Origin of the sequence: Janibacter sp. HTCC2649, assembly GCF_000152705.1 — a bacterium.
In the GTDB taxonomy this organism is placed as follows: domain Bacteria; phylum Actinomycetota; class Actinomycetes; order Actinomycetales; family Dermatophilaceae; genus Knoellia.
Map to the genome: position 1 here is coordinate 2,134,957 of NZ_CH672413.1, position 21,213 is coordinate 2,156,169.

Consider the following 21,213-nt stretch of genomic DNA (forward strand, 5'->3'; position numbering starts at 1 on the left):
CTTATTGCGCAATACGTCGGGGCTTTCAGGTGGTGCGGGTGACCTTGCTGAGGCCGCGGGGTGCGTCCGGATTCTCGTGCCGGGCGAGCGCCATGGCGTGAGCGAGACGCTGCATCGGGATGATCTCGATGAGCGGGCTGACCTCCTCGGCCACGCGCGGCAGGATGATCGCGGGCTCCTGACCAGCCGACTCGGCGTCACCGACGACGGTGAGGTCGGCGCCGCGGTCACGCAGTCGCTCGAGCACCGGACCCATCGCGCGACCCGCCACGCCGTGCGGCACGAGGGCCAGCACCGGGCGCTCCGAGTCGACCATGGCCAGCGGGCCGTGGAGCAGGTCCGCGCCCGAGAAGGCGTGCGCCGCGAGGTACGACGTCTCCATGAGCTTGAGCGCTGCCTCGCGCGCCGTCGGATAGGCGTAGCCGCGTCCTGTGAGCACGAGCTTCTCGACGAAGCGATAGTGGCCGGCCACCTGGGCGACACCATCGAGCGACACCGCCGCTTCGGCTGCCGCCACCAGGCCCGGGCCATCGACCTGGCGTCGGTCGCTCCAGGCATCGACGAGCAGCCACAGGGTGAGCAGCGTTGCCGTGTAGGTCTTCGTCGCAGCCACAGCCTTCTCGTGGCCGGCACGCACGTCGAGGTGCAGCTCCGCCGCCGCAGCCAGGGGCGAGTCGGGGTTGTTGGTCACCGCGAGGGTGAGGGCTCCCGCACGACCCGCGGCCCGAGTGGATTCCAGAAGGTCGGGAGATCCGCCGGACTGGCTCACCGCGACCCAGAGGACGTCGCGCAGGTCGGGTTCGGCGCCGTAGGCCGTCGTCGTCGACGGTGACGCGAGCCCACACGGAAGTCCGAGGACGATCTCGACGAGGTACTTGAAGTACAGCGCCGCGTGGTCGCTCGTGCCGCGTGCCGCGATGAGGACGAACCGCGGCGCGGTCTCCCGGATCCGGGCTGCGACGACACCCACGTCACCGAGGCCCTCGGCGAGAATCCGGTCGAACACGGCCGGCTGCTCCGCGATCTCGGCTGCCATCAGTGCACCGGGAACCGCTGCGGCAGTGGGCTGTTCGAAAGTCATCATGTCTCCTTGTCAGTACGGCTCGCGGGTGCGGGGGGCCGCATCCCAGAGGGACTCGTACACGTGGTTGTGGGCGGCCATCGCGAACGCCGAGCCCGTGTTGTGCGGGTCCCAGCTGCTGTTGTTGTTGTAACCGATGGCGACGTCGATGTGGTCGAGCGTCTTGGCGTCGCCCTGTCCGGCGTTGCTGCTGGAGGCGGGGCCGCTGCAGGCACTCACCGAAGCGGTCAGGGCTGCGCCGAGTGACAGACCGCCGGTGACCCGCAGAAAGTTACGACGGTTGACGTTGACCTGGCCGAGGCCGGTCGCCGGGGCGGGGGACTTGGTGCTCATTGCGGGGGGACCTCCGGGGCGTTTTGAGGACGTCCATGTCCTCTGGGTCGGTGTGGCACAGGCTCGTCTGACATCTGACGTCTTATGCCGTTGCCGAGACTGTGCCCCAGCCCGTCGGCGCAAAGCAAGGGATTCGGCGAAATCCACCCAGGCAAATTTCCCCCTTGTGCGGAGGTGATCGGGGGAATAACGTACGTCATACGTCAGATGTCGGCTGTCCGCTGCGCCGAACGTCTGGACGCGGAAACCCCACCATCCAGTGGGAACTTCAGGACCAGCGTCTGTACTTCAGCCGGCTTCCCCTGAGCTGGCTCACCGACTCCAAGTCCTGAGGGACGCCGTCGGGCCGGATCCCCCGGCCCGACGGCTCGTCACTCGACCTGCGCACTCGACACACACGACACGACACCAGTTCAGCTAAATGTATGACGTCTGATATCTGACAGCGACTACGCTGGCGGCACATGATCCATGAGAAGAGGGTTTGGGCATGACAACACTTGCAGGGTCCGCACGCACCACCCGGTCCGGACACCGACGTCAAGAGGTCGCGAACGGGATCAAGGACTACATCCTGACCCATCAGCTCAAGCCCGGCGACCCCTTGCCCACGGAGACCGAACTCTGTGACGCCGTCGGGGCGAGCCGCTCAAGCGTGCGCGAGGCCGTCAAGACGCTGAGCGCTCTCGACATCGTCGAGGTCCGCCACGGCCACGGCACCTACGTCGGGCGCATGTCCCTCGCCGCCCTTGTCGAAAGCCTGGCCTTCCGTGGCCTGCTCAGCAGCGAGGACGACCACCTCGTCCTCGGACAGGTCGTCGAAATCCGCCAGACCATCGAGCAGGGTCTGGCGCCCCGCGTGGTGGCCGGCCTCGATGCGGACCAGCTCATCCGACTCCGCGCACTCGCCACCGGCATGGCCGAGGCGGCCGCCCGAGGCGAGGAGTACCTCGAGCTCGACCGCGAGTTCCACCTGCTCCTCATGGAGCCCCTCGGCAACGACCTCATCCAGCAGCTCACCGGAGCGTTCTGGGAGGTCCAGTCGATCGTGACTCCCACTCTCGGGCAGGACCACCGCTCCGCGCTGAGCCTCACCGCAAGCCTGCACATGGCCATCGTCGATGCTGCCGAGGCCCGCGACATCGAGGCCCTCCAGGAAGCAGTCGCCGCCCACTACGCCCCCATTCGCGAGCTCATCCAGAGCGTGCGCAAACCCTGACTTGAGATGCGACGCACAGGCGAGCGGACGGCATACCTGCTCGTCGTCGGCAGGTCACAGTGCGCTCACGACCCGAGAGGCGACGCGCTTCCGGTGACGCGGCCCCATACAGTGGCGGCGTGATCTTCAAGGCCGTCGGCGACACGCGTCCGTACCCCGAACACGGGTACAGCACGCGTCAATGGTCGAACGTGCCCCCGCGCCTCGTCCGTCTCGACGACCTCGTGACGACCAAGCGCACGCTCGACCTGGGGATGCTTCTGTCGGAGGACTCGACCTTCTACGGCGACCTGTTCGCCCACGTCGTCGAGTTCGAGGGGACGCTCTATCTCGAGGACGGACTGCATCGCGCGCTCCGCGCTGCGCTGCACCAGCGACCCACGCTCCACGCGCGCGTCCTGGTCATTGAGTAAGGGCCCCACATGCCGCAACGCGAACTCACCTCCGAGCTGAGGCACCGTCATCAGCAGCGCCGCACGACAGCGACCATCCTCGTCGTCATCCTCATGCTGTTCTTCGCGTTCTGGTACGCCTACTCCTACTACCGCAGCTCCACTGGCGAGGCGGCACCGCGCAGCACCAGTTCCGCGTGCACGCCCTTCAACCCCAAGGTCGCGACCCCCGCGAACACCACGGTCAACGTCTACAACGCCACCACCAAGAAGGGCCTCGCGGCCCGCACCGCCACCGAGCTCAAGCGCCGCGGTTTCACCATCGGCGACGTGTCCAACGACCCGCTGAAGCGCAAGGTCGCTGCCACTGAGGTCCGCTTCGGGCCGTCCGGCAAGTCGCGCGCGCAGCTCCTCGTCCCGCTGGGCGGCAAGGGCACGACCCAGGTCGCCGACAAGCGCAAGAGCGTCACGATCGACCTCGTCCTGGGCACCAGCTTCACCACCCTCGCACCCGCGCCCTCCCCGACGGGCAAGCCGATGTGCGCCTCCCCGAGCACCGTTCCCACCTCCACCCCGTCAGCCTCCCCGTCGGCCTCCTCGTCTGCGCGCTGATCGTGCCGGCTCCTCCGGCGGCGATCGTGCTCACCCGCGACCTGTCGACCACTCAGGCGCTCGACGTCATCGTGCGCTCCTGTGGGCGCCAGGTCCTCGACCAGGTGCATCCCCTGCTCGACACCCGCGACCCGGTGGCCCTGCACGACATGCGGGTGGGGATCCGCCGCCTGCGCGCGGCCCTGTCCCTGCTTCGTCGGCCCCTCGGCGACGGCGAGAAGATCGCCTGGGTGAGCATCGAGACCCGCGACCTCGCCGCACCGCTCGGCCACGCCCGCGACCTCGACGTCGCCGTGCGCGATCACGGCGATCGACTCACCGGCAGTTCCCGACGCAAGCTGCTCGAGCTGCGCGAGGGTGCCTACGACGAGGCGCTCGCGGTCGTGGGTTCGGATCGCTGGCACGACCTCACCGCCCACCTCGACCGGTTCCTCCGCAAGATCCACGACGACGTTCCGGTCGACCCGCCCATCGCCGACGCTGCGGGCGAAGCCCTGGACCGGCGGTTCCGTCGCGTCTCGCGGCGCGGCGCCCTCATCGAGCGATCGCACGCCCCGGAGCGCCACCGGGTGCGCATCGAGGCCAAGAAGCTGCGCTACGGCGCACAGTTCTTTTCCACCCTGTATGCCGTCACGCCCGGTTCCGACTCGGCCGCCGGTTCCGCTGCCGAGGACTTCACCCACTCCGTGGCTGCTCTTCAGGACGCGTTGGGCGACCTGCGCGACATCCAGACGACCCGCCACATCCTTGACCTGGTCGGCGCCACGCCGCCGCACATCGAGACCGCACCCCTGGTCGCCCGCGCCGTCGCCGCGCACGCCGACATCGTTGCCCGCGGCCCCTTCTGGCGACCCCCGCTGCGGTGAGGACCCTCCGCTCGAGCGGCGCGGTCCGAGCCGGCGCAGCCTTCTTCGCGTCGCGGATCCTCCTCGCCCTCACGGTCCTTGTCGTCGCGGGCGCCACCGGCCAGGGCGCCGTCCATCACCAGTGGGCCACGGGAATCTGGTGGCTCGACCGCTTCTCGGTGTGGGACAGCTACCACTTCATCCGCATCGCCACACTGGGCTATCTGCCTCCGGGGCTGGACTGCTGCGACCAGGCCTACTTCCCCGGTTATCCACTGCTCATGGCCGCCGTCGCTCCCCTGACGGGCGGAAACATCACTGCCGCAGGCCTGCTCATCAGCCTCGTGGCGGGAGCCGTCGCCGCCGCTCTCCTGTGGATGCTCGTCGCCGAAGACGCGCGAGGAGGCAAGGTCGCGGCCCGACGGGCGGTCACCCTGCTGGCCCTCGCACCGACCGGCTTCTTCTTCGTCGCCGTCTACACCGAGGCGCTGTTCCTCGCGCTGGCCCTGGGCGCCTGGCTGCTCGCCACGCGCCGCCACTGGTGGTTTGCCGGGATCCTCGCCGCCTTCGCCACGGGCGTGCGCGTCAACGGTCTCTTCCTCGCCGCGGCCCTGGCCGTCATGTATGCCGTCCAGTGGCATCACGACGGCCGCCCCCGACCGCGCCTCGACGTCCTCGCTCTCGGCCTGCCCGCCGTGAGTGTCGCAGCCTTCATGACCCACCTCCACGGTCGCACCGGCTCCTGGGATGCCTGGCGTGAGGCCGAGCACGAAGGCTGGGACCGTGCCACCGCGTGGCCGTGGGAGGGCCTGTCCACGGCTTGGCGGTCGCTGCTCGACAGCCCCGACGCGTGGCTCGCGGCCAGCCGAGCCGCCGACATCGCGGCAGTCCTGCTCGGTGTCGCCCTGTGCATTCTCCTTGCGAGACAGCGCCGTTGGCCAGAACTCACGTACCTCACCCTCACGGTCGGCGTCGTCCTCTGCTCCAACCTTTGGGTCTCCACGCCCCGCTACGCCTTGACCTGGTTCCCCGCCTACCTGGCCATCGCCACGATGCGGGACCACCCGGCATACCGGCGCGTGTATGCCGTGGGGCTGGGACTGTCGGCCGCCCTACTTCTGGGTGCCACGTGGGCCGTCGCGACGCGACACTGGGTGGCCTGACACGGACTCGCGCAGCCGGCATACAGGTGCATGAGTCACAATCTGTCGACATCGATCGATCTTCAGGAGTGTCTCGTGGCCCCGTCCGGCAGTGGCAGCAAGAAGGTGCGCGCCAACCAGCGCAACGCCTCCGACCGCGTTTCGCAGATGCGCAAGGAACAGCAGGCGAAGGACCGTCGTCGGCTCATCGCGATCTGGGGTGCGGCCGCCGTGACCATCGCGATCATCGTCGGCGCGGTGACCTTCGCGGTCATCCACAGCAACGCGAACAAGCCGAACCTGTCGGCCGTGAAGTCCTACAAGTACGACGCGGGCGCGCACACCAAGGACCAGGTCACCTACAAGGAGTCCCCGCCCGTGGGTGGAGAGCACAACCCCGTGTGGCTCAACTGTGGTGTCTACACAACGCCAGTGCCCAAGGAGAACGCCGTCCACTCGATGGAGCACGGCGCCGTGTGGATCACCTACAAGCCGGACCTGTCGGCGGCGGACATTGCGAAGCTCAAGGAGATCACTCCTGACACGTATGCCGTCCTGTCGCCCTACGAGGGCCTGACCTCGCCCGTCGTGATCTCGGCGTGGGGCAAGCAGCTCGCCCTCACTGGTGTGAACGACAACCGGCTCGAGGCCTTCATCAAGGAGTACCGCCAGGGTCCGCAGACGCCGGAGCCCAACGCGCTCTGCACCGGTGGCACTGACGGCACCGACGAGAACGCCACGCCGCAGACCCCGGTCTCGCCGAGCGCCTCGCCTTCGGCCACGCCGTCCACCTCTGTCTCGCCGTCGGCCACTCCCTCGCCGTCGAAGTCGTGACCGACGCTTCCTTGCAGGACCCGACGACCTCGTCCCGTTCACGGGGTGAGGTCGTCGGTCTGTCGGTGCTCCTCGGCGTGATGTGCCTGCTGGCCGGGCTCGTCCTCGGGTGGGCAGTGTTTGGTCGCGGTGGCTTCCCGTTGGACAACTCGGCCGAGGCTGGGTTCTCCCGCGACATGCAGACCCACCACGGGCAGGCAGTCCAGATGTCACTGCTCATCGCCGAGCGCACCGAGGACCCCGCGGTGCGCACCCTGGCCAACGACATCATGACCAGCCAGCAGGGCCAGGCCGGTCGCATGTCCGGTTGGCTCGAGGTGTGGGGGCTGTCCCCCACGGGCTCGGAGCCGGCGATGGCGTGGATGGGCTCTGAGCACCACGGCGCCACGGCTGGCGCGGCCGAGTCCGTGGCCATGCCCGGAATGGCGTCGGCGACCGACATCGCCAACCTCACCGCTGCGCGTGGAGTCGATGCCGACCGGATCTTCCTGTCGCTCATGATCGAGCATCACCGCGGCGGCATCGAGATGGCCGATGCCGTTCTCGCGCGCTCGAAGCGCACCGAGGTCGTGACGTTGGCGGGCGCGATGAAGTCGGCCCAGACGTCCGAGATCGCGGTCATGGAGCAGATGCTCGCCGGCAAGCCCTGACGCTCTGCTCGACTCACCGCCTGGCCGGGCCCGATTTCGCTCCCGCCGCGTCGTTGCGTATTCTGCTTCGCGGTGGTGTGTCCGAGCGGCCTAAGGAGCACGCCTCGAAAGCGTGTGAGGGTGAAAGCCCTCCGTGGGTTCAAATCCCACCGCCACCGCCAACTGGAATTGCCCCGGGAGCTTGCGACCGGGGCTTTTCCTGTTGGCGCGTGGCGAGGGGATGCCGGGAGCGCGGACTCGGGGATGCGACGCAGGAGCAGACGCGATCCGCGCGGCTCCCACCGCCACCGCCGCTGATCAGCTGTTCGCCAGCGTTCGTCATCGTCCAGGCGCGTCCGTTTCGACCACAGCTGACGCGAGGAACACGCTCCCAAAGCGTGCTCCCTGTCGACCCACCGGCCTGCTCAACAGTTGGCCGACGGCGCCACGATAGAGCCGGGCCCTAACGGGAAAGTTGACGATACTGCCACCCCCTTACTTGATCACTTCTGAGCACGATTGCTTCGACTCTTGAGGTATCGGACTGCTACATCTAACGTAAGTGTCATGTACTCACGCGCGGAGATGGAAGAGCAGTTCAGGCACTACTACATGGTCGGTCCTGTGATGGAGGACTGGGTGGGCTGGGCCAACCTCTTCACGGAGGACGCAACCTATTTCGACCACTTCTACGGGTCGTTCACCGGGCCAGACGAGATCGCGCCCTACCTCGAAGGCACCATGGGCGGCTCGCCCTGCGTCTATACCGTCCTCAAGTGGTATGCCATCGACGGCAACCGTGTGGTCTACGAGGCACTCAATCGAGCGGACAACCCGGAGCCGGGCGGTCCGCCGATCGACTTTCCGTCGTTCCAGGTCATCGACTACGCCGGCGACGGCAAGTGGAGCTACGAGGAGGACATCTGGGTCATGGGTGAGATGAAAGCCTTTGCCCAGCGATACGCCGAGGCGGAGTCACGATTTCCGCAGAGTTTGGAGCAGAAGCTCTCTCGCAAGGACTGGGGTCCGTGGGTGGACTGGGCTCGACCCGACGATGGCCACGTGGCTCGTCCCTCGTGGTACGAGAAGGAAGGCTTCGCGCCCTTCACGAGTCTGCGCGACATCGATTTTGGATCCCGCGCGTTCTGATCCGGACGATGCCAGGACCTTGCGTGGCCTGCGACTGAGTTGTGGCGTCAGGCATCGGGCCGAGCCCGCGACCGTGAGCCTTGATCGACTTTTTGACGGAAGTGTCATAAAGTACATATCGCTCACTGATTGAGTGATTTGCGGCACCGACAAGGAGGTCAGGTGAAGTTTGCCTTCGAGTACGTGGTCGACAGCACGGCCGACGGTGGATCCCTTGCGAGTGCGGACGGGCTGGCGACGGTGGTCCGCGCCGCCGAAGGGCTCGGATACTCCGCAGTCGCACTCCCCGAGCACCCTGCCCCCTCCCTGAAGTGGCTCACGCACGGGGGGCACGAGACCTTCGATCCGATGACGGCGCTGGCCTATGTGGCAGCACTGACCACGCGACTGCAGATCATGACCCACCTGCTCGTGGTCCCCTATCGCAACCCCTTCCTTGCCGCGAAAGGTCTTGCCACCCTCGACCGACTCTCCGGCGGCCGTCTTGTTGTCGGGGTCGGTAGCGGCTACCTCGCATCGGAGTTCCTCGCTCTGGGAGTGGACATGGAAGAGCGCAACGCCCTCTTCGAGGAAGGCGTCGAGGTGATGCGCGGTGTCTGGTCGACGAGTCCGTACGACCACGAGGGCGACAACGTCACCGCCCGAGGGGTTGCCGCAGTCCCCGGACCACTCACTCCGGGCGGTCCGCCGATCATCGTCGGCGGCAACAGCGGCCTGAGTCGGCGGCGCGCCGCACGCCTCAACGGCTGGTCTCCCATGCTGCTGTCGGAAGAGGTCGCTGCCTCGACGCGCACCCGCGCCCTCACCTCGATCGCTGACCTGGCCAAAGGAATCTCCGAGGTCCGTCGACTCGCCGAGGACAACGGCAACCCCGGGCCCATCATCTTCAACGCGGCGACACCACACCTCGAATTTCCCAGCACCGGGGGTTCGGTCGAGGAGCACCACGACCACCTCGGCCAGCTTTCAGAGGCCGGGGTGGACCAGTTCCTGGTTCGGCCCTCCCCTCGCGGCACCGACGCGGCCGTGGAGTCCCTCCAGAACTACGCAGCCCTCGTCGGCCTGACCTGACCACCCAAGGAGCCCCCATGCCGCTACCGATGGACCTCACCGTCCTTGCCGATGACCTCGGTGACAAGCCCGCCTACGTCCTCGCGGACACGGGTGAATCCCTGAGCTATCGGGAGCTGGAGGAGAGCTCGAACCGCGTTGCCCACCTTTTCCGCAACCTGGGACTCAGGCGCGGCGATCACGTAGCCATCCTCATGGAGAACCGCCTCGACGCCTTCCCCATCTATTGGGCAGCCCAGCGAACGGGCCTCTACTACACGCCAGTCAACTGGCACCTCACCCGGGACGAGGCGGCATACATCGTCGACAACTGCGAGGCCAAGGTTCTCGTCTCCTCGGTCGACCTCGAGGACATCGCTGCACATGCAGCTGCGACCGCCACGCACCTCGAACAGCGATATGTCGTCGGCGGCGAGGTCGATGGAGTCGACTCCCTCGAGTCGGCGGTGGCAGTCCTCCCCACGACCCCAGTCGAGAACCAGTCCGAGGGCTACTACATGTTCTACAGTTCGGGCACGACCGGGCGGCCCAAGGGGATTCTGCCGGCGATGGCAGATGTGCCGTTCGGCACGGGCCTGACGCTCGACCATCAGTTGCCGACGTTCGGCTTCTCCCACGCGGCGACCTACCTCAACACCGGGCCGCTCTACCACGCGGCGCCCGTCGGTTGGTCGATGGGCACCATCCGCAACGGTGCAACAGCCGTGTTCATGAGTCGGTTCGATCCCGAGCTCACCCTGCGGGTCATCCAGGATCTGGGGGTCACTCATGCGCAGTTCGTGCCGACCATGTTCGTCCGGATGCTCAAGCTCCCCGACGAGGTTCGACAGGCGTACGACGTCTCCTCGCTCATGGTGGCGATTCACGCTGCCGCTCCCTGCCCCATCACGGTCAAGGAAGCGATGATCGACTGGCTGGGGCCCAAGATCGTCGAGTACTACGCGGGCAGTGAGTCCAACTGCTTTTTCGTCATCACCAGCCCCGAATGGTTGGAGCACAGGGGATCCGTGGGCAAGGCCGTCATCGGCACTGCCCACGTGTGCGACGCGCATGGACACGAGTTGCCCTCCGGGGAAATCGGCCAACTCTGGTTCGACGGACCCGACTTCGAATACCACCAGGACCCCGACAAGACAGCGTCGGCGCACGACGCACGCGGGTGGAGCACGCTCGGCGACCTCGGCTGGCTCGATGACGAGGGCTACCTCTATCTCGCGGACCGCCGAACCGACCTCATCATCAGCGGGGGCGTCAACATCTATCCGCGTGAGATCGAGGACGCTCTCGCCCTACACCCCGCTGTCCAGGACATCGCCGTCATCGGTGTTCCCGACGACGAGATGGGCCAGCGCGTCCACGCCATCGTCCAGGTGGCAGATGGCGTCACGCCGGGTGCCGAACTCGCGGCCGACCTCGCGCAAGAGGCATCGAGTCGGATCGCGGGCTTCAAGCTTCCGCGCACGATCGAGTTCGTCGATGACTTCCCGCGGCTCCCCAGCGGCAAGGTCCTTCGTCGGAAACTCATCGCCGACTACTCCCCCGCCCGAGCCCTCACCGTCCCCCGAGCAGCAAAGAAGGTCCAGACATGAGCCCCAGGCCCCGACTGGGAGAGCCCACCCGGACAGCCGTCGTCGTCGTCGAGTGCCAGGAGGGCGTGCTCGGCACGACCTCGGTACTGCCGGACCTCGCCGGCCCGGCCGAGTCTCTCGTTGGGCCCCTGAGTGAGCTGCTCACCTTCGCACGTACTGCTGGCGTCCCGGTCATTCATGCGACGTATGCCGGACCGCTGGGTGGGACGGCCATGGGCACCGCGCCGCTGTGGCGGGCTCTCGCGCCGGTCACCGATGTCTGGGACGACGATCACCCGGGAACCCGGGTCCTCGCCGCGCTGCTCGGTGAGGGTGATCTCGTGCTCCCTCGGCACCATGGCCTCAACCCGGCCAAGGGCACCGAACTCCTCCCTGTCCTGCGTGGCAAGGGTGTCGACACGATCATCCTCACCGGGGTCTCGGTCAACCTGGCCCTGCCGCTGGTCGCCGGCGAGGCGACCGAAGAGGGCTTCCACGTCGTCGTTCCCCGCGATGCCGTCGCGGGCACCCCGACGGACTACGCCGAGCAGGCGCTGCGCCATACCCTCGGAATGCTGGCGGCCCTGACGACGGTCAGTGACCTGAGGGAGCACTGGCAGTCTGGTCGCTGATCAGCGACCAGACGCCACCCGCGGCGGCGGATGTCAGGTCGGTTGGTGAGTTCGTTGCCGCGGCCTCGGCGGACAGCGCGGCGCGGGTGAGCACCGTGTCGAACTCGCCGACCGTGCCGTACTCATTGACCCAAGCCATCGCGGGGACAGTGAGCAGGTGCAATGCATGCTCCTGAGTCGTTCCGATGGCCCCATGCAGTTGGTGGGCTGCGCGCACGACGACCGAGCTGGCGTGGCCGGCGCAGGATCGAGCAGCAGCGATCGACACCGTCAGACCACCACCGGTGAACTGGGTCGCGACCGCTTCGTCAAGTGCGGCCCGGGTAGCCGCGCGCGCCAGGGCGGCCTCGGCTGCGGCATCCGCGAGCCGGTGCTGCACCGCCTGGAACTGGGCCAGGGACCGCCCGAACTGGACGCGTTCACTCGCAAAGTCAACTGTGGCGGAGACCGCGGCATCAAGCGCCCCGCACACCTGGATGGCGCGGATCAGGGACGCCCGATGCCTCAGCGCTTCGACCAGATCCGTGCCGACCTCGAATCGGCGCGAGTTGAGGGTGTCGAGTCCCGAGATCGTGTCCCGGGTTTCACCGGCGAGGTTGCGGCCCGGGTCGAGAGACACCTCACCTGGTGTCACCACCTGGAGGTGGCGAGGTCCCTGGCCCTGCCCTCGAAGGAGAAGAATCTGGTCGGCAACAGCGGCCCAGGGCACGGCGTGAGCTGCGCCATCGGCACCCACGTGGCCGAGCGTCGTGAGACCACCGGGGAGATCGAGCCCCAGCTCCTCGAGCAACCAGCAGGCGAGAAGGTCGTGCTCGGCGAGCGGCAGTTGGAGTCCGTGGGCGGCCACCTGCTCATGGAGGAAAGCCGCGTCGTACCAGTTCGCACCTGACCCGCCCGAGGCCTCGCCGCCGGTCAGCCGGCTCAGTCCGAGGCCCTCGAGCAGTGTCCAGAAGTCACGATCGAGGACTCCCGACTCCCGAGTGGGATCGGGGCGGTGCTTGCGCAGCACCTCGGTGACAAGAGCGACGAACTCGGGGTCGGCCTGTTGTGGCGTGCTCATCGCAGTCCCATTCCTCGGGCGATGACACCGCGCAGGATCTCACTGGTGCCACCGCGAAGTGTGAAGCCCGGCCGCTGGAGCAGGCCCGCGGCGAGCAGGGGGTCACTGTCCGGCAGCCCTCCGCCGAGCTGGGCGGCCTCGACGAGGTCACCCTCAAACGAGGTGCCGAGCACCTTGACGACAGCGGCTGCAGTGTCCGCGCGGTCACCCCGTTCGACAGCGGCGTTGACGGCCATCGACATGTGGTGCAGGCCGCGGAGCCGGGCGAGTGCGCGGCCGATCGCAGGGTCGGCCGGAGTTCCTTCGGGTTGCGCGGCAGCCCTTCTCACCTGGGCGCGAAAGAGCGGGAAGGTGGACAAGAAGCGCTCGGGCCCACTGCGCTCATAGGCGAGCTCCGACGTGACCTGGTGCCACCCTGCGCCCACGTCTCCCAGAACACGGGCATCGGGGACGAAAACGTCATCGAGGTGGACTTCGTTGAAGTGATGCTGCCCGGTCATCGAGACGATCGGTCGCACCTGCACTCCGTCCGAGCGCAATTCGACGATGAGCTGGCTCAGGCCGGCGTGACGCGCACTCGTGTCCAGAGGGCTGGTTCGGGCGAGGACGAAGAACGCCTCTGCCGCGTGCGCGCCGGAGGTCCAGACCTTGGTGCCGGTGACAGACCAGCCACCGTCGACGCGACGGGCGCGGGTGCGGACGCTGGCCAGGTCCGACCCGGAGTCGGGCTCGGACATCCCGATCGCAAAGAAGCACTCCCCCGCTGCGATGCGTGGCAGGTAGTGCTGCTTCTGCTCCTCGGTGCCGAAGCGGAGAAGGCTGGGCGCGGCTTGGCGGTCGGCCACCCAGTGGGCGGCGACCGGCGCACCGGCAGCCAAGAGCTCCTCGGTCACCACGAATCGCTCCACGAAGGTCCTGCCGTGTCCCCCGTAGGCAGCCGGGACGGTCATCCCGACCCAGCCGCGCGCGGCCAGCTCCCGGGAGAAGTCCGGGTCCCAGCCCGTGATCCAGGCGTCGACTCTTGGGGTGAGGGAACCGTCTGCGATGCGGGAGTTGAGGAAGGCGCGGACCTCGTGGCGAAGTTCAGTGAGGGCGGGAGTCTCGGGGACCCCTGCGGGCACGAGATGGTTCACGGTCATTCGCCGATGAACCTGGGACTGCGCTTCGCAAGCATCGCCTCCACGGCTTCCGTGTGGTCCAGGGAACGCTGCGCCAGCGGCTGCAGGGCGGCAGCCAGCTCGAGATTCGAGGCGAGGCTCTGGTGGTCCTGTTCGCGCAGGAGCCGTTTGGCCATGCGCACGGTGGCGGGTGGGTTCGCGGCGATGAGGTCGGCGAGCGCGTGGGCTCGCTCGAGGAGCTGCTCGCCGGGAACCACCTCGGACACCAGCCCCCAGTCCAGCGCGGTGACGGCGTCAATCGACGCACCGGTGAGGGTCAGCTGGGCTGCGCGGGCCGCCCCGATCGCACGGGGCAGGAGCCACGCGCCACCATCACCGGGGATCAGTCCCACCCGCACGAAGCTCTCGGCGAAGGTCGCAGAGTGCGACGCGATGCGGAGGTCGCAGAGGAGTGCCAGGTCGAAGCCGGCGCCGATTGCGGGACCGTTGACCGCGGCGATGAGGGGCACTTCGCACCCGTGCAGGGCCAGGGGGATTTGCTGTATGCCGTGTCGGTAGCCGTTGCGTGCGCGGCTGAGTGGTCCTCCGAAGGGAACCTCGTCACTGCGCACCTGGTTGAGGTTGGCGCCCGCCGAGAAGGCGCTTCCGGCGCCGGTGAGGATCACCGCGCGGACGCCCGGGTCGTGGTCGACGCGGGCGGCGTGGCTGACGATCGCCTCGATGGTGTCACCGTCGGAAACCGGGTTGCGTTGCTCCGGTCGGTTCAGGGTCCAGGTCTCGACGAAGCCCTCGCGTTCGACGAGGACGGGCTCGTTCATGACGTGGGAACCTCGATGACGACGGCCCCGCCCTGCCCGCCACCGGCACACATTGCAGCGACTCCGATGCCTCCCCCTCTGCGGCGCAGTTCGTGAATGAGGGTGGTGAGCATCCGGGCGCCGGTGGCCGCGACGGGGTGCCCGAGGCTGCAGCCGCTGCCGTGGACGTTGACCTTGTCCTCGTCGAGGCCGTGCACGCGGCTGGCAGCGAGGGGGACGGAGGCGAACGCCTCGTTGATCTCCCACAGGTCGACGTCCTGCACCTGCAGCCCGGATCGCTGCAGCACCTTGGGGATGACCTCGACGGCGCCCATTCCGGTCCGCGCCGGGGACACTCCGATTGACGCCCACGCCCGGATCCGGGCGAGGGGCTCCAAGCCGTGGCTCGCGGCATACGCCGCGTCGGCCAGGACGAGGGCGGCAGCAGCGTCGTTGACGCCGCTGGCGTTGCCAGCCGTCACACTGAAACCCTCGATCTCGGGGTGCAAGGGCGCGAGACTTGCCAGACGCTCCAAGGACGTGGTGCGGCGCGGCATCTCATCGACGGCGAAGCTCCCCTTCATCCCATCGACGCCGGTGATGGGCACAGCGACGATCTCGTCGTCAAAAGTGCCGGCATCGATCGCCGCGATCGCGCGCTGGTGGGACCGGAACGCCCAGGCGTCGACGTCCTCGCGGGAGAGTCCGACCTCCTGAGCCGGGGCCCAACCAGTGGTGAGGGTGACATCGTCGGTGACACCCTCGGCATACGGGAAGGTGGGTGGCATGCCCGCGTGGGTCTCGTCCGTGCCGGGAGTGCGCCACGTGAGCTGAGGCATCAGGGAGGATGACATCACGCCTCCCGCCACCACGACCGTGTCCATTCCGGCCGCGATGCTTCCGGCCGCGTTGGCCACCGCGGTCAGGCTCGCGGCGCAGTGCCGGTTGACCGCTTGGCCGGGGACGGCGGTGAGGCCAGCTGCGACAGCAGCGTGCCGGGCGAGGTCGCCGCCTCCGTACATCGACTCGGCGAGGACGATGTCGTCGACGTCCTGGCTGTCGACCTTGGCCCGGTCGATGGCCTCGGTGACGATGAGCCGCGCGAGGTCCTCGGCGGGCACGTCACGCAGGCTTCCCTTGAAGGCGACGCCGATGGGCGTGCGGACGGCGCTGAGGACGACGATGTCGGTCATGGGGGTACCTGACTGTGTGGCGAGACAAGAAGTTGACGATTTCGTCAACTCAGCCTAGATCGGCAGAGAGTGGACGTCAAGGAACGGCGCCGCCACTGATGAGCTCAAGGATCGCCGGCTTCACCAGCTTGCCCATCGGGCTGCGGGGAAGGCCATCGACCAGGTGCAGGACTGGCACGCGCTTGAAGGGCGCCAGTCTGACGTCGTCCTCTGCTGCCGCCAGGTCCTCTCGTGTCGGTGGGTCCAGCGTGCTCGGCCCAAGGGCGATCCGCCGTGCGTCGCGAGACCTCGGTGAGCCAGTCCGGCCTGGGCCTCATCCTCAGGGCGATGTTCGAACGTGCCTGACTCCTCGACCAAGCCCTGAGACACCCGGCCAACCGACACGAGTCGATCGCCGCGAGCGCCACCGTCCTCCATTCCCGGATCGACTGAGCAGCATCAGGGCGTTCGATGCCCGCGTCAGGAGCTGCTCGTTGCCGCAGCTTCCGCTCGCGCCGCCAACGCCTTGAGCATGTCTTTGACCCCCTTGAGGGTGAGCTGATCGACCATGAAGCCGGGCAGCGGCCAACTCACCGTGAGTGCCTGACTGACCGTCACCCGACTTGAGTCCACACCCACGGGATCGGCCGAGAAGGTGAAGTCACTGCTCGTCATGAGGTCGCCCTCAACGAGGTGATATTCGAAGGACGTAGGGGAGGTGTAGGCGTAGCGCACCGTATAGCTCGCCTTTTGGCCCATTGCGGACACGTGCACCTTGGCCAGTGCCGGGCGGCCACCAGCGTCCGTCTCGAGCAGATCGATCCGCTCGATCTCGCGCTGCCACGTGTGGTGGTCGGCGACGTTCAACATGATGTCGATGAGGGCGGCCGGGGTGGCGGCGATCTCGGCGGTGCGTTGAACTGTGGTCACGGGCTTCCTCATCTCGAACGGATTCCTGGCGAAACCGTCATGTTATATCGGCTACAACGCCGACGAGACCCAGGGGTTCAGTTGAACAGCCTTACGTCTCAATCAATCTGCGCCATCCGATCTGGCTGTCGACACAATTGATGCTAGCGTCAAATTCTCGTGATCGGCGAAGAATCGGAGTCAGTATGGATGCAGTGACGGGAGAGTCGCGGCTGCTGATCGACGGGCAGCTCACTCCGGCAGCGAGCGGGGCGACCTATGACAATGTCAACCCCGCCACCGAGCACGTTCTGGGCGACGTGGCCGATGCCGGGAGTGCGGACGTCGAGCGTGCCATCGCGTCAGCGCGTCGCAGCTTCGACGAGGGCCGCTGGGCGACCGACCACGCCTTCCGACGACACTGCCTGCTCCAGCTCCACGAGGCCCTCAACCGCGAGCGTGAGGAGATCCGCTCCGAGATCGTCGCCGAGGTCGGGGCTCCCATCTCGATCACGTATGCCGCGCAGGTCGACTGGCCGCTCGATGACGCGATCCGCTGGCCGGCCGAGCAGATCCCCGACGGCGGGTGGGAGCGCGAGCTGCCCGACAGTGAGGCCTTCGGCATGGACAGCCACCGCGTGCTCTGGAAGGAGCCGGTCGGTGTCGTTGCCGCCATCAGCCCGTGGAACTTCCCTCTCGAGGTCACCCTCGGGAAGGTGGGATCGGCCTTGGCCGCCGGAAACACGGTCGTCGTCAAGGCTGCACCCGACACCCCGTGGAACGCCACCCGTCTCGGCCGGATCGTGGCTGAGGAGACCGACATTCCCGCGGGAGTCCTCAACGTGCTCACGTCGTCTCGGAGTGCCGTCGGCGAGCAGCTGGTCCTCGACGACCGCGTCGACATGATCTCCTTCACCGGGTCAACGGCGGTTGGTCGACGCATCGCCGGACTGGCTGCGCCACGGATGAAGCGCCTCCTGCTCGAGCTCGGTGGCAAGTCGGCCATGATCGTCCTCGACGACGCCGACCTCGAGTCGGTCGTGCCCGGTTCATCCCTGATGTGCATGCACTCCGGTCAGGGCTGTGCGCTGCAGACTCGCCTGCTCGTTCCCCGATCGCGCTATGCCGAAGCCGTGGAACTGGCCACCGAGTCGTTCCGACAGATCGGCATCGGTGATCCCACGGATCCCACCAACATGGGAGGGCCGCTGATCAGTGCCCTGCAACGTGACCGCGTGCTGGGTCTGATCGAGACGGGTCGGAGGGAGGGAGCTCGGGTCACGGTCGGAGGCGGACGGCCCAAGGGCATGGACCGTGGCTACTACGTCGAGGCCACGGTGCTGGCCGACGTGGACAACCGCGCCACCGTCGCCCGCGAGGAGATCTTCGGACCAGTCCTCGTGGTCGTCCCCTTCGACGACGAGGACGACGCGGTGCGCCTGGCCAACGACAACCCCTATGGTCTGTCCGCGGGCGTGTTCTCGGGGGACGGCGCTCGCGCACTGTCCGTGGCTCGCCGATTGCGGGTCGGGAGCGTCATGGTCAACGGCGGCCTGTTCTATGGCGCGGATGCTCCCTATGGCGGGCGTGGCAGTTCTGGCGTGGGGCGCCAGAGCGGTCTCGAGGGCTTGGACCAGTACCTCGAGACCAAGTCGGTCGGCTTCACCGACGACATCCACGAATGACCCCCGGACCAGGAGCGTCTCGATGACCATCCACGACTACATCGTCGTCGGCGCCGGCTCCGCCGGATGCGTGCTCGCCAACCGCCTGAGCGAGGACCCGTCGTGCCGGGTGCTGCTCATCGAGGCCGGAGGCTCGGATCGCAATCCCGTCTTCCACATCCCCAAGGGCTTCGCCTTCACGATCCACAACCCCAAGTGGTCCTACACCTACGAGACGGTGCCCTACGGACCTCTCGGGCAGACGGAGATCTGGTCGCGAGGGCGTGTGCTCGGCGGCTCCAGCGCCATCAACGGGATGGTCTACAACCGCGGATGGGCGCCCGACTGGGACGAGCTCGTCACGCAAGGCAACCCCGGCTGGGGATGGGATGACATCGTCGGCGCGTACCGGGAGATCGAGGACCACGAGCTCGGACCCTCACCGGTCCGTGGTGTGGGCGGCCCCCTCAAGGTCACCATTCCCACCTCCGGGGAGCAGGTCAGTGAGGCCATGATCGGCGCCTCCGAGGCGATCGGACTGCTGCGCGTCGATGACCTCAACGGATCGGACGACGAGCGCGTCGGCTACTCCCCCGCCACCATCCACGGTGGTCGGAGGCAGAGCGCTGCCCGCGCGTTCCTCCGTCCGGCGATGACCCGTCCGAACCTCACCGTCGCCACCAAGTCACAGGTGACGCAGTTGCTCTTCCGCGGCGACGCGGTGATCGGGGTGAAGGCGATCGTCGGGGGCTCCGTCGTCGAGGCGCACGCCGCCAAGGAGGTCATCCTCTGTCTGGGCAACCTCGAGACACCCCGGCTCCTCGAGCTCAGTGGCATCGGTGGCGCGGACGTCCTTCGGGCTGCCGGCGTGGATGTGCGGCTGCAGCGGGAACGTGTCGGCGAGAACGTCCGGGAGCACCGCTACGTCCCTCTCCAGGTCAGGCTCGCCTCCCGCATCGGCTACAACCCTCTGCTCAGCTCGCCGTGGGGGCAGGCCCGATCTGCGCTGAGGTACGCGGTGACCGGAAAGGGGCCCATCGGCACACCGGCATACGACCTCCTCGCCTTCCTCCGGAGCTCGGCGGAAGCCGAACGACCGGACGCGCAGCTCCTGCTCACCCCGTTCGCCATGGGCGCACGCCCCCTCGACATCAGCCTCGAGACCCGGCCAGCACTGTCAATCCTCGGCTACCCCTTGCGGCCGACGAGCCTGGGTTCCAGCCACATCACCGACCGTGACCCCGACGCCCCGCTCAGGGTCGACCCGGGCTATCTGCGCACCCAGCACGACCGCGACGTCACCATCGCCATGTTCCGTCGGATGCGCGACATCGTCGCCCAATCCCCCCTCGCAGAACTCGTGGTGGGCGAGACGCAACCGGGCGAGGCGCTCCAGGATCCTCAGGGGATCATCGACCACGCTCTGATCAGTGGCGGGACGAGCTTCCACGCCGCTGGTGCGTGCGCCATGGGACCCGACGACGACGCCGTGGTCGACGCCGACCTGCGTGTGCGCGGTGTCGAGCGGCTGCGCATTATGGACGCCTCGGTCCTGCCGACCATGGTCGCCGGAAACCTCAACGCGCCGCTCATGGCGATGGGTGTGCTCGCGGCCCGCAGGATCCTCGCCTCGGCCTGACTCCCCCGGGCTCCCACCGACTCCTTCTGTCCTTGGGCATGCGTTGGCCCGGCCCCAGCACGCGGCTGGGACCGGGCCGATGTCGTGGGCTCAGCTGACCCTCGGGAAGCGGAGCATCGTGCGGGCGTTGGTCTCGGTGATCTTGGCGACCTCGTCGTCGGGCACGTTGGCGAGAACTTCGGAGGCTCGCTTGCGGCTGTTGGGCCAGTTCGAGTCCGAGTGCGGGTAGTCGATCTCGAGCATGATCCTGTCGACGCCGACCTTGTGACGGTTCTCGACTCCGAACTCGTCATCGATGAAGCAGCCCCAGAAGTGCTTGCGGAACAGGTCCGAGGGCGGGGTGTCGAAGTCGATGTTCTTCATGTAGTGGCGGTGCCGATCCCACACGAAGTCTGCGCGTTCGAGGATGTAGGGGATCCAACCGATGCCGCCCTCAGCGAGCGAGAACTGCAGCTTGGGGTACTTCTGGAGAATTCCCGAGAACATGAGGTCGACGGCGGACCACATGAGGTTGGACGAGAAGAGGGTGATGGCCACGGCAAAGGGCGCCTCCGGAAGCACCATGTTGTTCGTCGCCTGGGTCTGCATGAAGGAGAAGCCCGGCACGTAGCTGCTGGAGCCGAAGTGGAGCGAGATCGGCATGTCCGTCTCCTCGCACGCCTCCCACAACGGGTTCCAGTGGGCGTTGTGGAAACTGGGCAGACCCAGCGGGACAGGGCTGTCGGGGAAGGTAATGGTTCGCGCACCCATGGCCGCTGTGCGACGGACCTCGGCGACCGCGAGTTCGATGTCCCACGTCGGGAGGATCGCCATCGGAATGAGACGCGCGGGGTCGGTGGCGCACCACTCTTCCACGTTGAAGTCATTCCACGCCTGGACGCACTTGAGGGCCAGGTCCTTGTCCGGTGCGCGGTGGAAGGTGCCACCGGCGAACCCGGGGAAGGAGGGGAAGGCCAGCGTGGCCTCGACACCGTCGGCGTCCATGTCCTTGAGTCGCTCGATCGGGTCATAACACCCCGGGATCATGTCCTCGTAGCGGACGGGGTCCATGCCCCACTCCTCCACCGGCTTCCCGGCGACGGCGTTGAGGCCAATCGTGGGGGCCACCATGCCGTCGTAGTGCCACAGGTGCATGCCGTTCTTCTCGACGATGCGCGGCCCCTTCTCCTGATCGGCCTTGGACAACCGGTCCTGCCACACTTTCGGATGCTCGATGAGGTGGTCGTCGACCGAGATGATCTGGTGGCTTTCCTGAAGCGGCATCCGAAGCTCCCTTGCTTCCCTGCGGTGAGTGTGTTCCTCGCACGATAGCCCGAGTTGACGAAACTGTCACCTCTTTGACTGGTG

Annotated in this window: 21 protein-coding genes and 1 tRNA gene; 14 read left to right on the forward strand and 8 right to left on the reverse strand. The window is 67.5% G+C overall.

All coding sequences use genetic code 11. The features are described from left to right. Positions 1-25 precede the first annotated feature (25 nt). Both JNB_RS10210 and JNB_RS10215 read right to left on the reverse strand, forming a co-directional pair. Positions 26-1,081 carry an SIS domain-containing protein gene (locus JNB_RS10210; protein ID WP_040883688.1) on the reverse strand — a complete coding sequence of 352 codons (1,056 nt, stop codon included), beginning with the start codon at positions 1,079-1,081 and terminating at the stop codon, positions 26-28. Positions 1,082-1,093: 12 nt separating this feature from the next. Next, on the reverse strand, positions 1,094-1,414 hold the full coding sequence (locus JNB_RS10215; protein ID WP_009776378.1) for an ABC transporter substrate-binding protein: 321 nt from the start codon (positions 1,412-1,414) through the stop codon (positions 1,094-1,096). 490 nt (positions 1,415-1,904) lie between these two features. On the opposite strand from JNB_RS10215, the gene JNB_RS10220 reads away from it, so the two are divergent. The 12 genes from JNB_RS10220 to JNB_RS10275 all read left to right on the forward strand — a co-directional run bounded on the left by JNB_RS10220 (position 1,905) and on the right by JNB_RS10275 (position 11,507). Then, positions 1,905-2,633, forward strand: coding sequence for a FadR/GntR family transcriptional regulator (locus tag JNB_RS10220; protein WP_009776379.1), 729 nt, complete (start codon positions 1,905-1,907; stop codon positions 2,631-2,633). A 119-nt stretch (positions 2,634-2,752) separates the two neighbouring features. Then, complete coding sequence (locus JNB_RS10225; RefSeq protein WP_009776380.1) at positions 2,753-3,046, forward strand: type II toxin-antitoxin system VapB family antitoxin; 294 nt, start codon at positions 2,753-2,755, stop codon at positions 3,044-3,046. 9 nt (positions 3,047-3,055) lie between these two features. After that, positions 3,056-3,637 carry a LytR C-terminal domain-containing protein gene (locus tag JNB_RS10230; RefSeq protein ID WP_009776381.1) on the forward strand — a complete coding sequence of 194 codons (582 nt, stop codon included), beginning with the start codon at positions 3,056-3,058 and terminating at the stop codon, positions 3,635-3,637. A gap of 2 nt (positions 3,638-3,639) precedes the next feature. After that, positions 3,640-4,503 (forward strand): CHAD domain-containing protein, encoded by an 864-nt coding sequence (locus JNB_RS10235; protein ID WP_158306135.1) that lies wholly within the window; start codon positions 3,640-3,642, stop codon positions 4,501-4,503. Then, positions 4,500-5,645, forward strand: a complete 1,146-nt coding sequence (locus JNB_RS10240; protein ID WP_009776383.1) for a mannosyltransferase family protein — start codon at positions 4,500-4,502, stop codon at positions 5,643-5,645. The genes JNB_RS10235 and JNB_RS10240 overlap by 4 nt, the downstream gene beginning before the upstream one ends. Positions 5,646-5,720: 75 nt before the next feature. Next, entirely contained in the window at positions 5,721-6,458 is a 738-nt protein-coding gene (locus tag JNB_RS10245) for a DUF3105 domain-containing protein (RefSeq protein ID WP_237700642.1), read from the forward strand. Continuing rightward, positions 6,455-7,108: a DUF305 domain-containing protein gene (locus tag JNB_RS10250; RefSeq protein WP_009776385.1), complete on the forward strand. Its 654-nt coding sequence runs from the start codon at positions 6,455-6,457 to the stop codon at positions 7,106-7,108. The genes JNB_RS10245 and JNB_RS10250 overlap by 4 nt, the downstream gene beginning before the upstream one ends. A 71-nt stretch (positions 7,109-7,179) precedes the next feature. Beyond that, positions 7,180-7,269 (forward strand) — tRNA-Ser (locus JNB_RS10255). A 385-nt stretch (positions 7,270-7,654) separates the two neighbouring features. After that, entirely contained in the window at positions 7,655-8,236 is a 582-nt protein-coding gene (locus tag JNB_RS10260) for a nuclear transport factor 2 family protein (RefSeq protein ID WP_009776386.1), read from the forward strand. Positions 8,237-8,398: 162 nt separating this feature from the next. Continuing rightward, positions 8,399-9,307 (forward strand): TIGR03619 family F420-dependent LLM class oxidoreductase, encoded by a 909-nt coding sequence (locus JNB_RS10265; RefSeq protein ID WP_009776387.1) that lies wholly within the window; start codon positions 8,399-8,401, stop codon positions 9,305-9,307. A 17-nt stretch (positions 9,308-9,324) separates the two neighbouring features. Beyond that, the gene (locus JNB_RS10270; protein ID WP_237700643.1) at positions 9,325-10,896 is read left to right on the forward strand and encodes an acyl-CoA synthetase; all 1,572 of its coding nucleotides are present in this window, start codon (positions 9,325-9,327) and stop codon (positions 10,894-10,896) included. Continuing rightward, entirely contained in the window at positions 10,893-11,507 is a 615-nt protein-coding gene (locus JNB_RS10275; RefSeq protein WP_009776389.1) for a cysteine hydrolase, read from the forward strand. Before JNB_RS10270 ends, JNB_RS10275 begins: the two co-directional genes overlap by 4 nt. Here the strand turns inward: JNB_RS10275 and JNB_RS10280 are convergent. From JNB_RS10280 to JNB_RS10300, 5 genes are all read right to left on the reverse strand, one after another. After that, on the reverse strand, positions 11,470-12,567 hold the full coding sequence (locus JNB_RS10280) for an acyl-CoA dehydrogenase family protein (protein ID WP_009776390.1): 1,098 nt from the start codon (positions 12,565-12,567) through the stop codon (positions 11,470-11,472). The genes JNB_RS10275 and JNB_RS10280 overlap by 38 nt on opposite strands. Next, the gene (locus tag JNB_RS10285; RefSeq protein WP_009776391.1) at positions 12,564-13,706 is read right to left on the reverse strand and encodes an acyl-CoA dehydrogenase family protein; all 1,143 of its coding nucleotides are present in this window, start codon (positions 13,704-13,706) and stop codon (positions 12,564-12,566) included. Before JNB_RS10285 ends, JNB_RS10280 begins: the two co-directional genes overlap by 4 nt. Beyond that, positions 13,703-14,503: a crotonase/enoyl-CoA hydratase family protein gene (locus JNB_RS10290; RefSeq protein WP_009776392.1), complete on the reverse strand. Its 801-nt coding sequence runs from the start codon at positions 14,501-14,503 to the stop codon at positions 13,703-13,705. Before JNB_RS10290 ends, JNB_RS10285 begins: the two co-directional genes overlap by 4 nt. Next, on the reverse strand, positions 14,500-15,675 hold the full coding sequence (locus tag JNB_RS10295; RefSeq protein ID WP_009776393.1) for a thiolase family protein: 1,176 nt from the start codon (positions 15,673-15,675) through the stop codon (positions 14,500-14,502). Before JNB_RS10295 ends, JNB_RS10290 begins: the two co-directional genes overlap by 4 nt. A 459-nt stretch (positions 15,676-16,134) precedes the next feature. Next, positions 16,135-16,584, reverse strand: a complete 450-nt coding sequence (locus tag JNB_RS10300) for an SRPBCC family protein (RefSeq protein WP_040883689.1) — start codon at positions 16,582-16,584, stop codon at positions 16,135-16,137. Positions 16,585-16,769: 185 nt separating this feature from the next. Here JNB_RS10300 and JNB_RS10305 point away from each other — a divergent pair, with 185 nt between their 5' ends. Together JNB_RS10305 and JNB_RS10310 are read left to right on the forward strand one after the other, a co-directional pair. Beyond that, the gene (locus JNB_RS10305) at positions 16,770-18,248 is read left to right on the forward strand and encodes an aldehyde dehydrogenase family protein (RefSeq protein WP_009776397.1); all 1,479 of its coding nucleotides are present in this window, start codon (positions 16,770-16,772) and stop codon (positions 18,246-18,248) included. Between the two features lie 22 nt (positions 18,249-18,270). Beyond that, entirely contained in the window at positions 18,271-19,866 is a 1,596-nt protein-coding gene (locus JNB_RS10310) for a GMC family oxidoreductase (RefSeq protein WP_009776398.1), read from the forward strand. Between the two features lie 90 nt (positions 19,867-19,956). Here JNB_RS10310 and JNB_RS10315 read toward each other — a convergent pair whose 3' ends face one another. Continuing rightward, positions 19,957-21,129, reverse strand: coding sequence for an amidohydrolase family protein (locus JNB_RS10315; protein WP_009776399.1), 1,173 nt, complete (start codon positions 21,127-21,129; stop codon positions 19,957-19,959). Between the last annotated feature and the right edge of the window lie 84 nt (positions 21,130-21,213).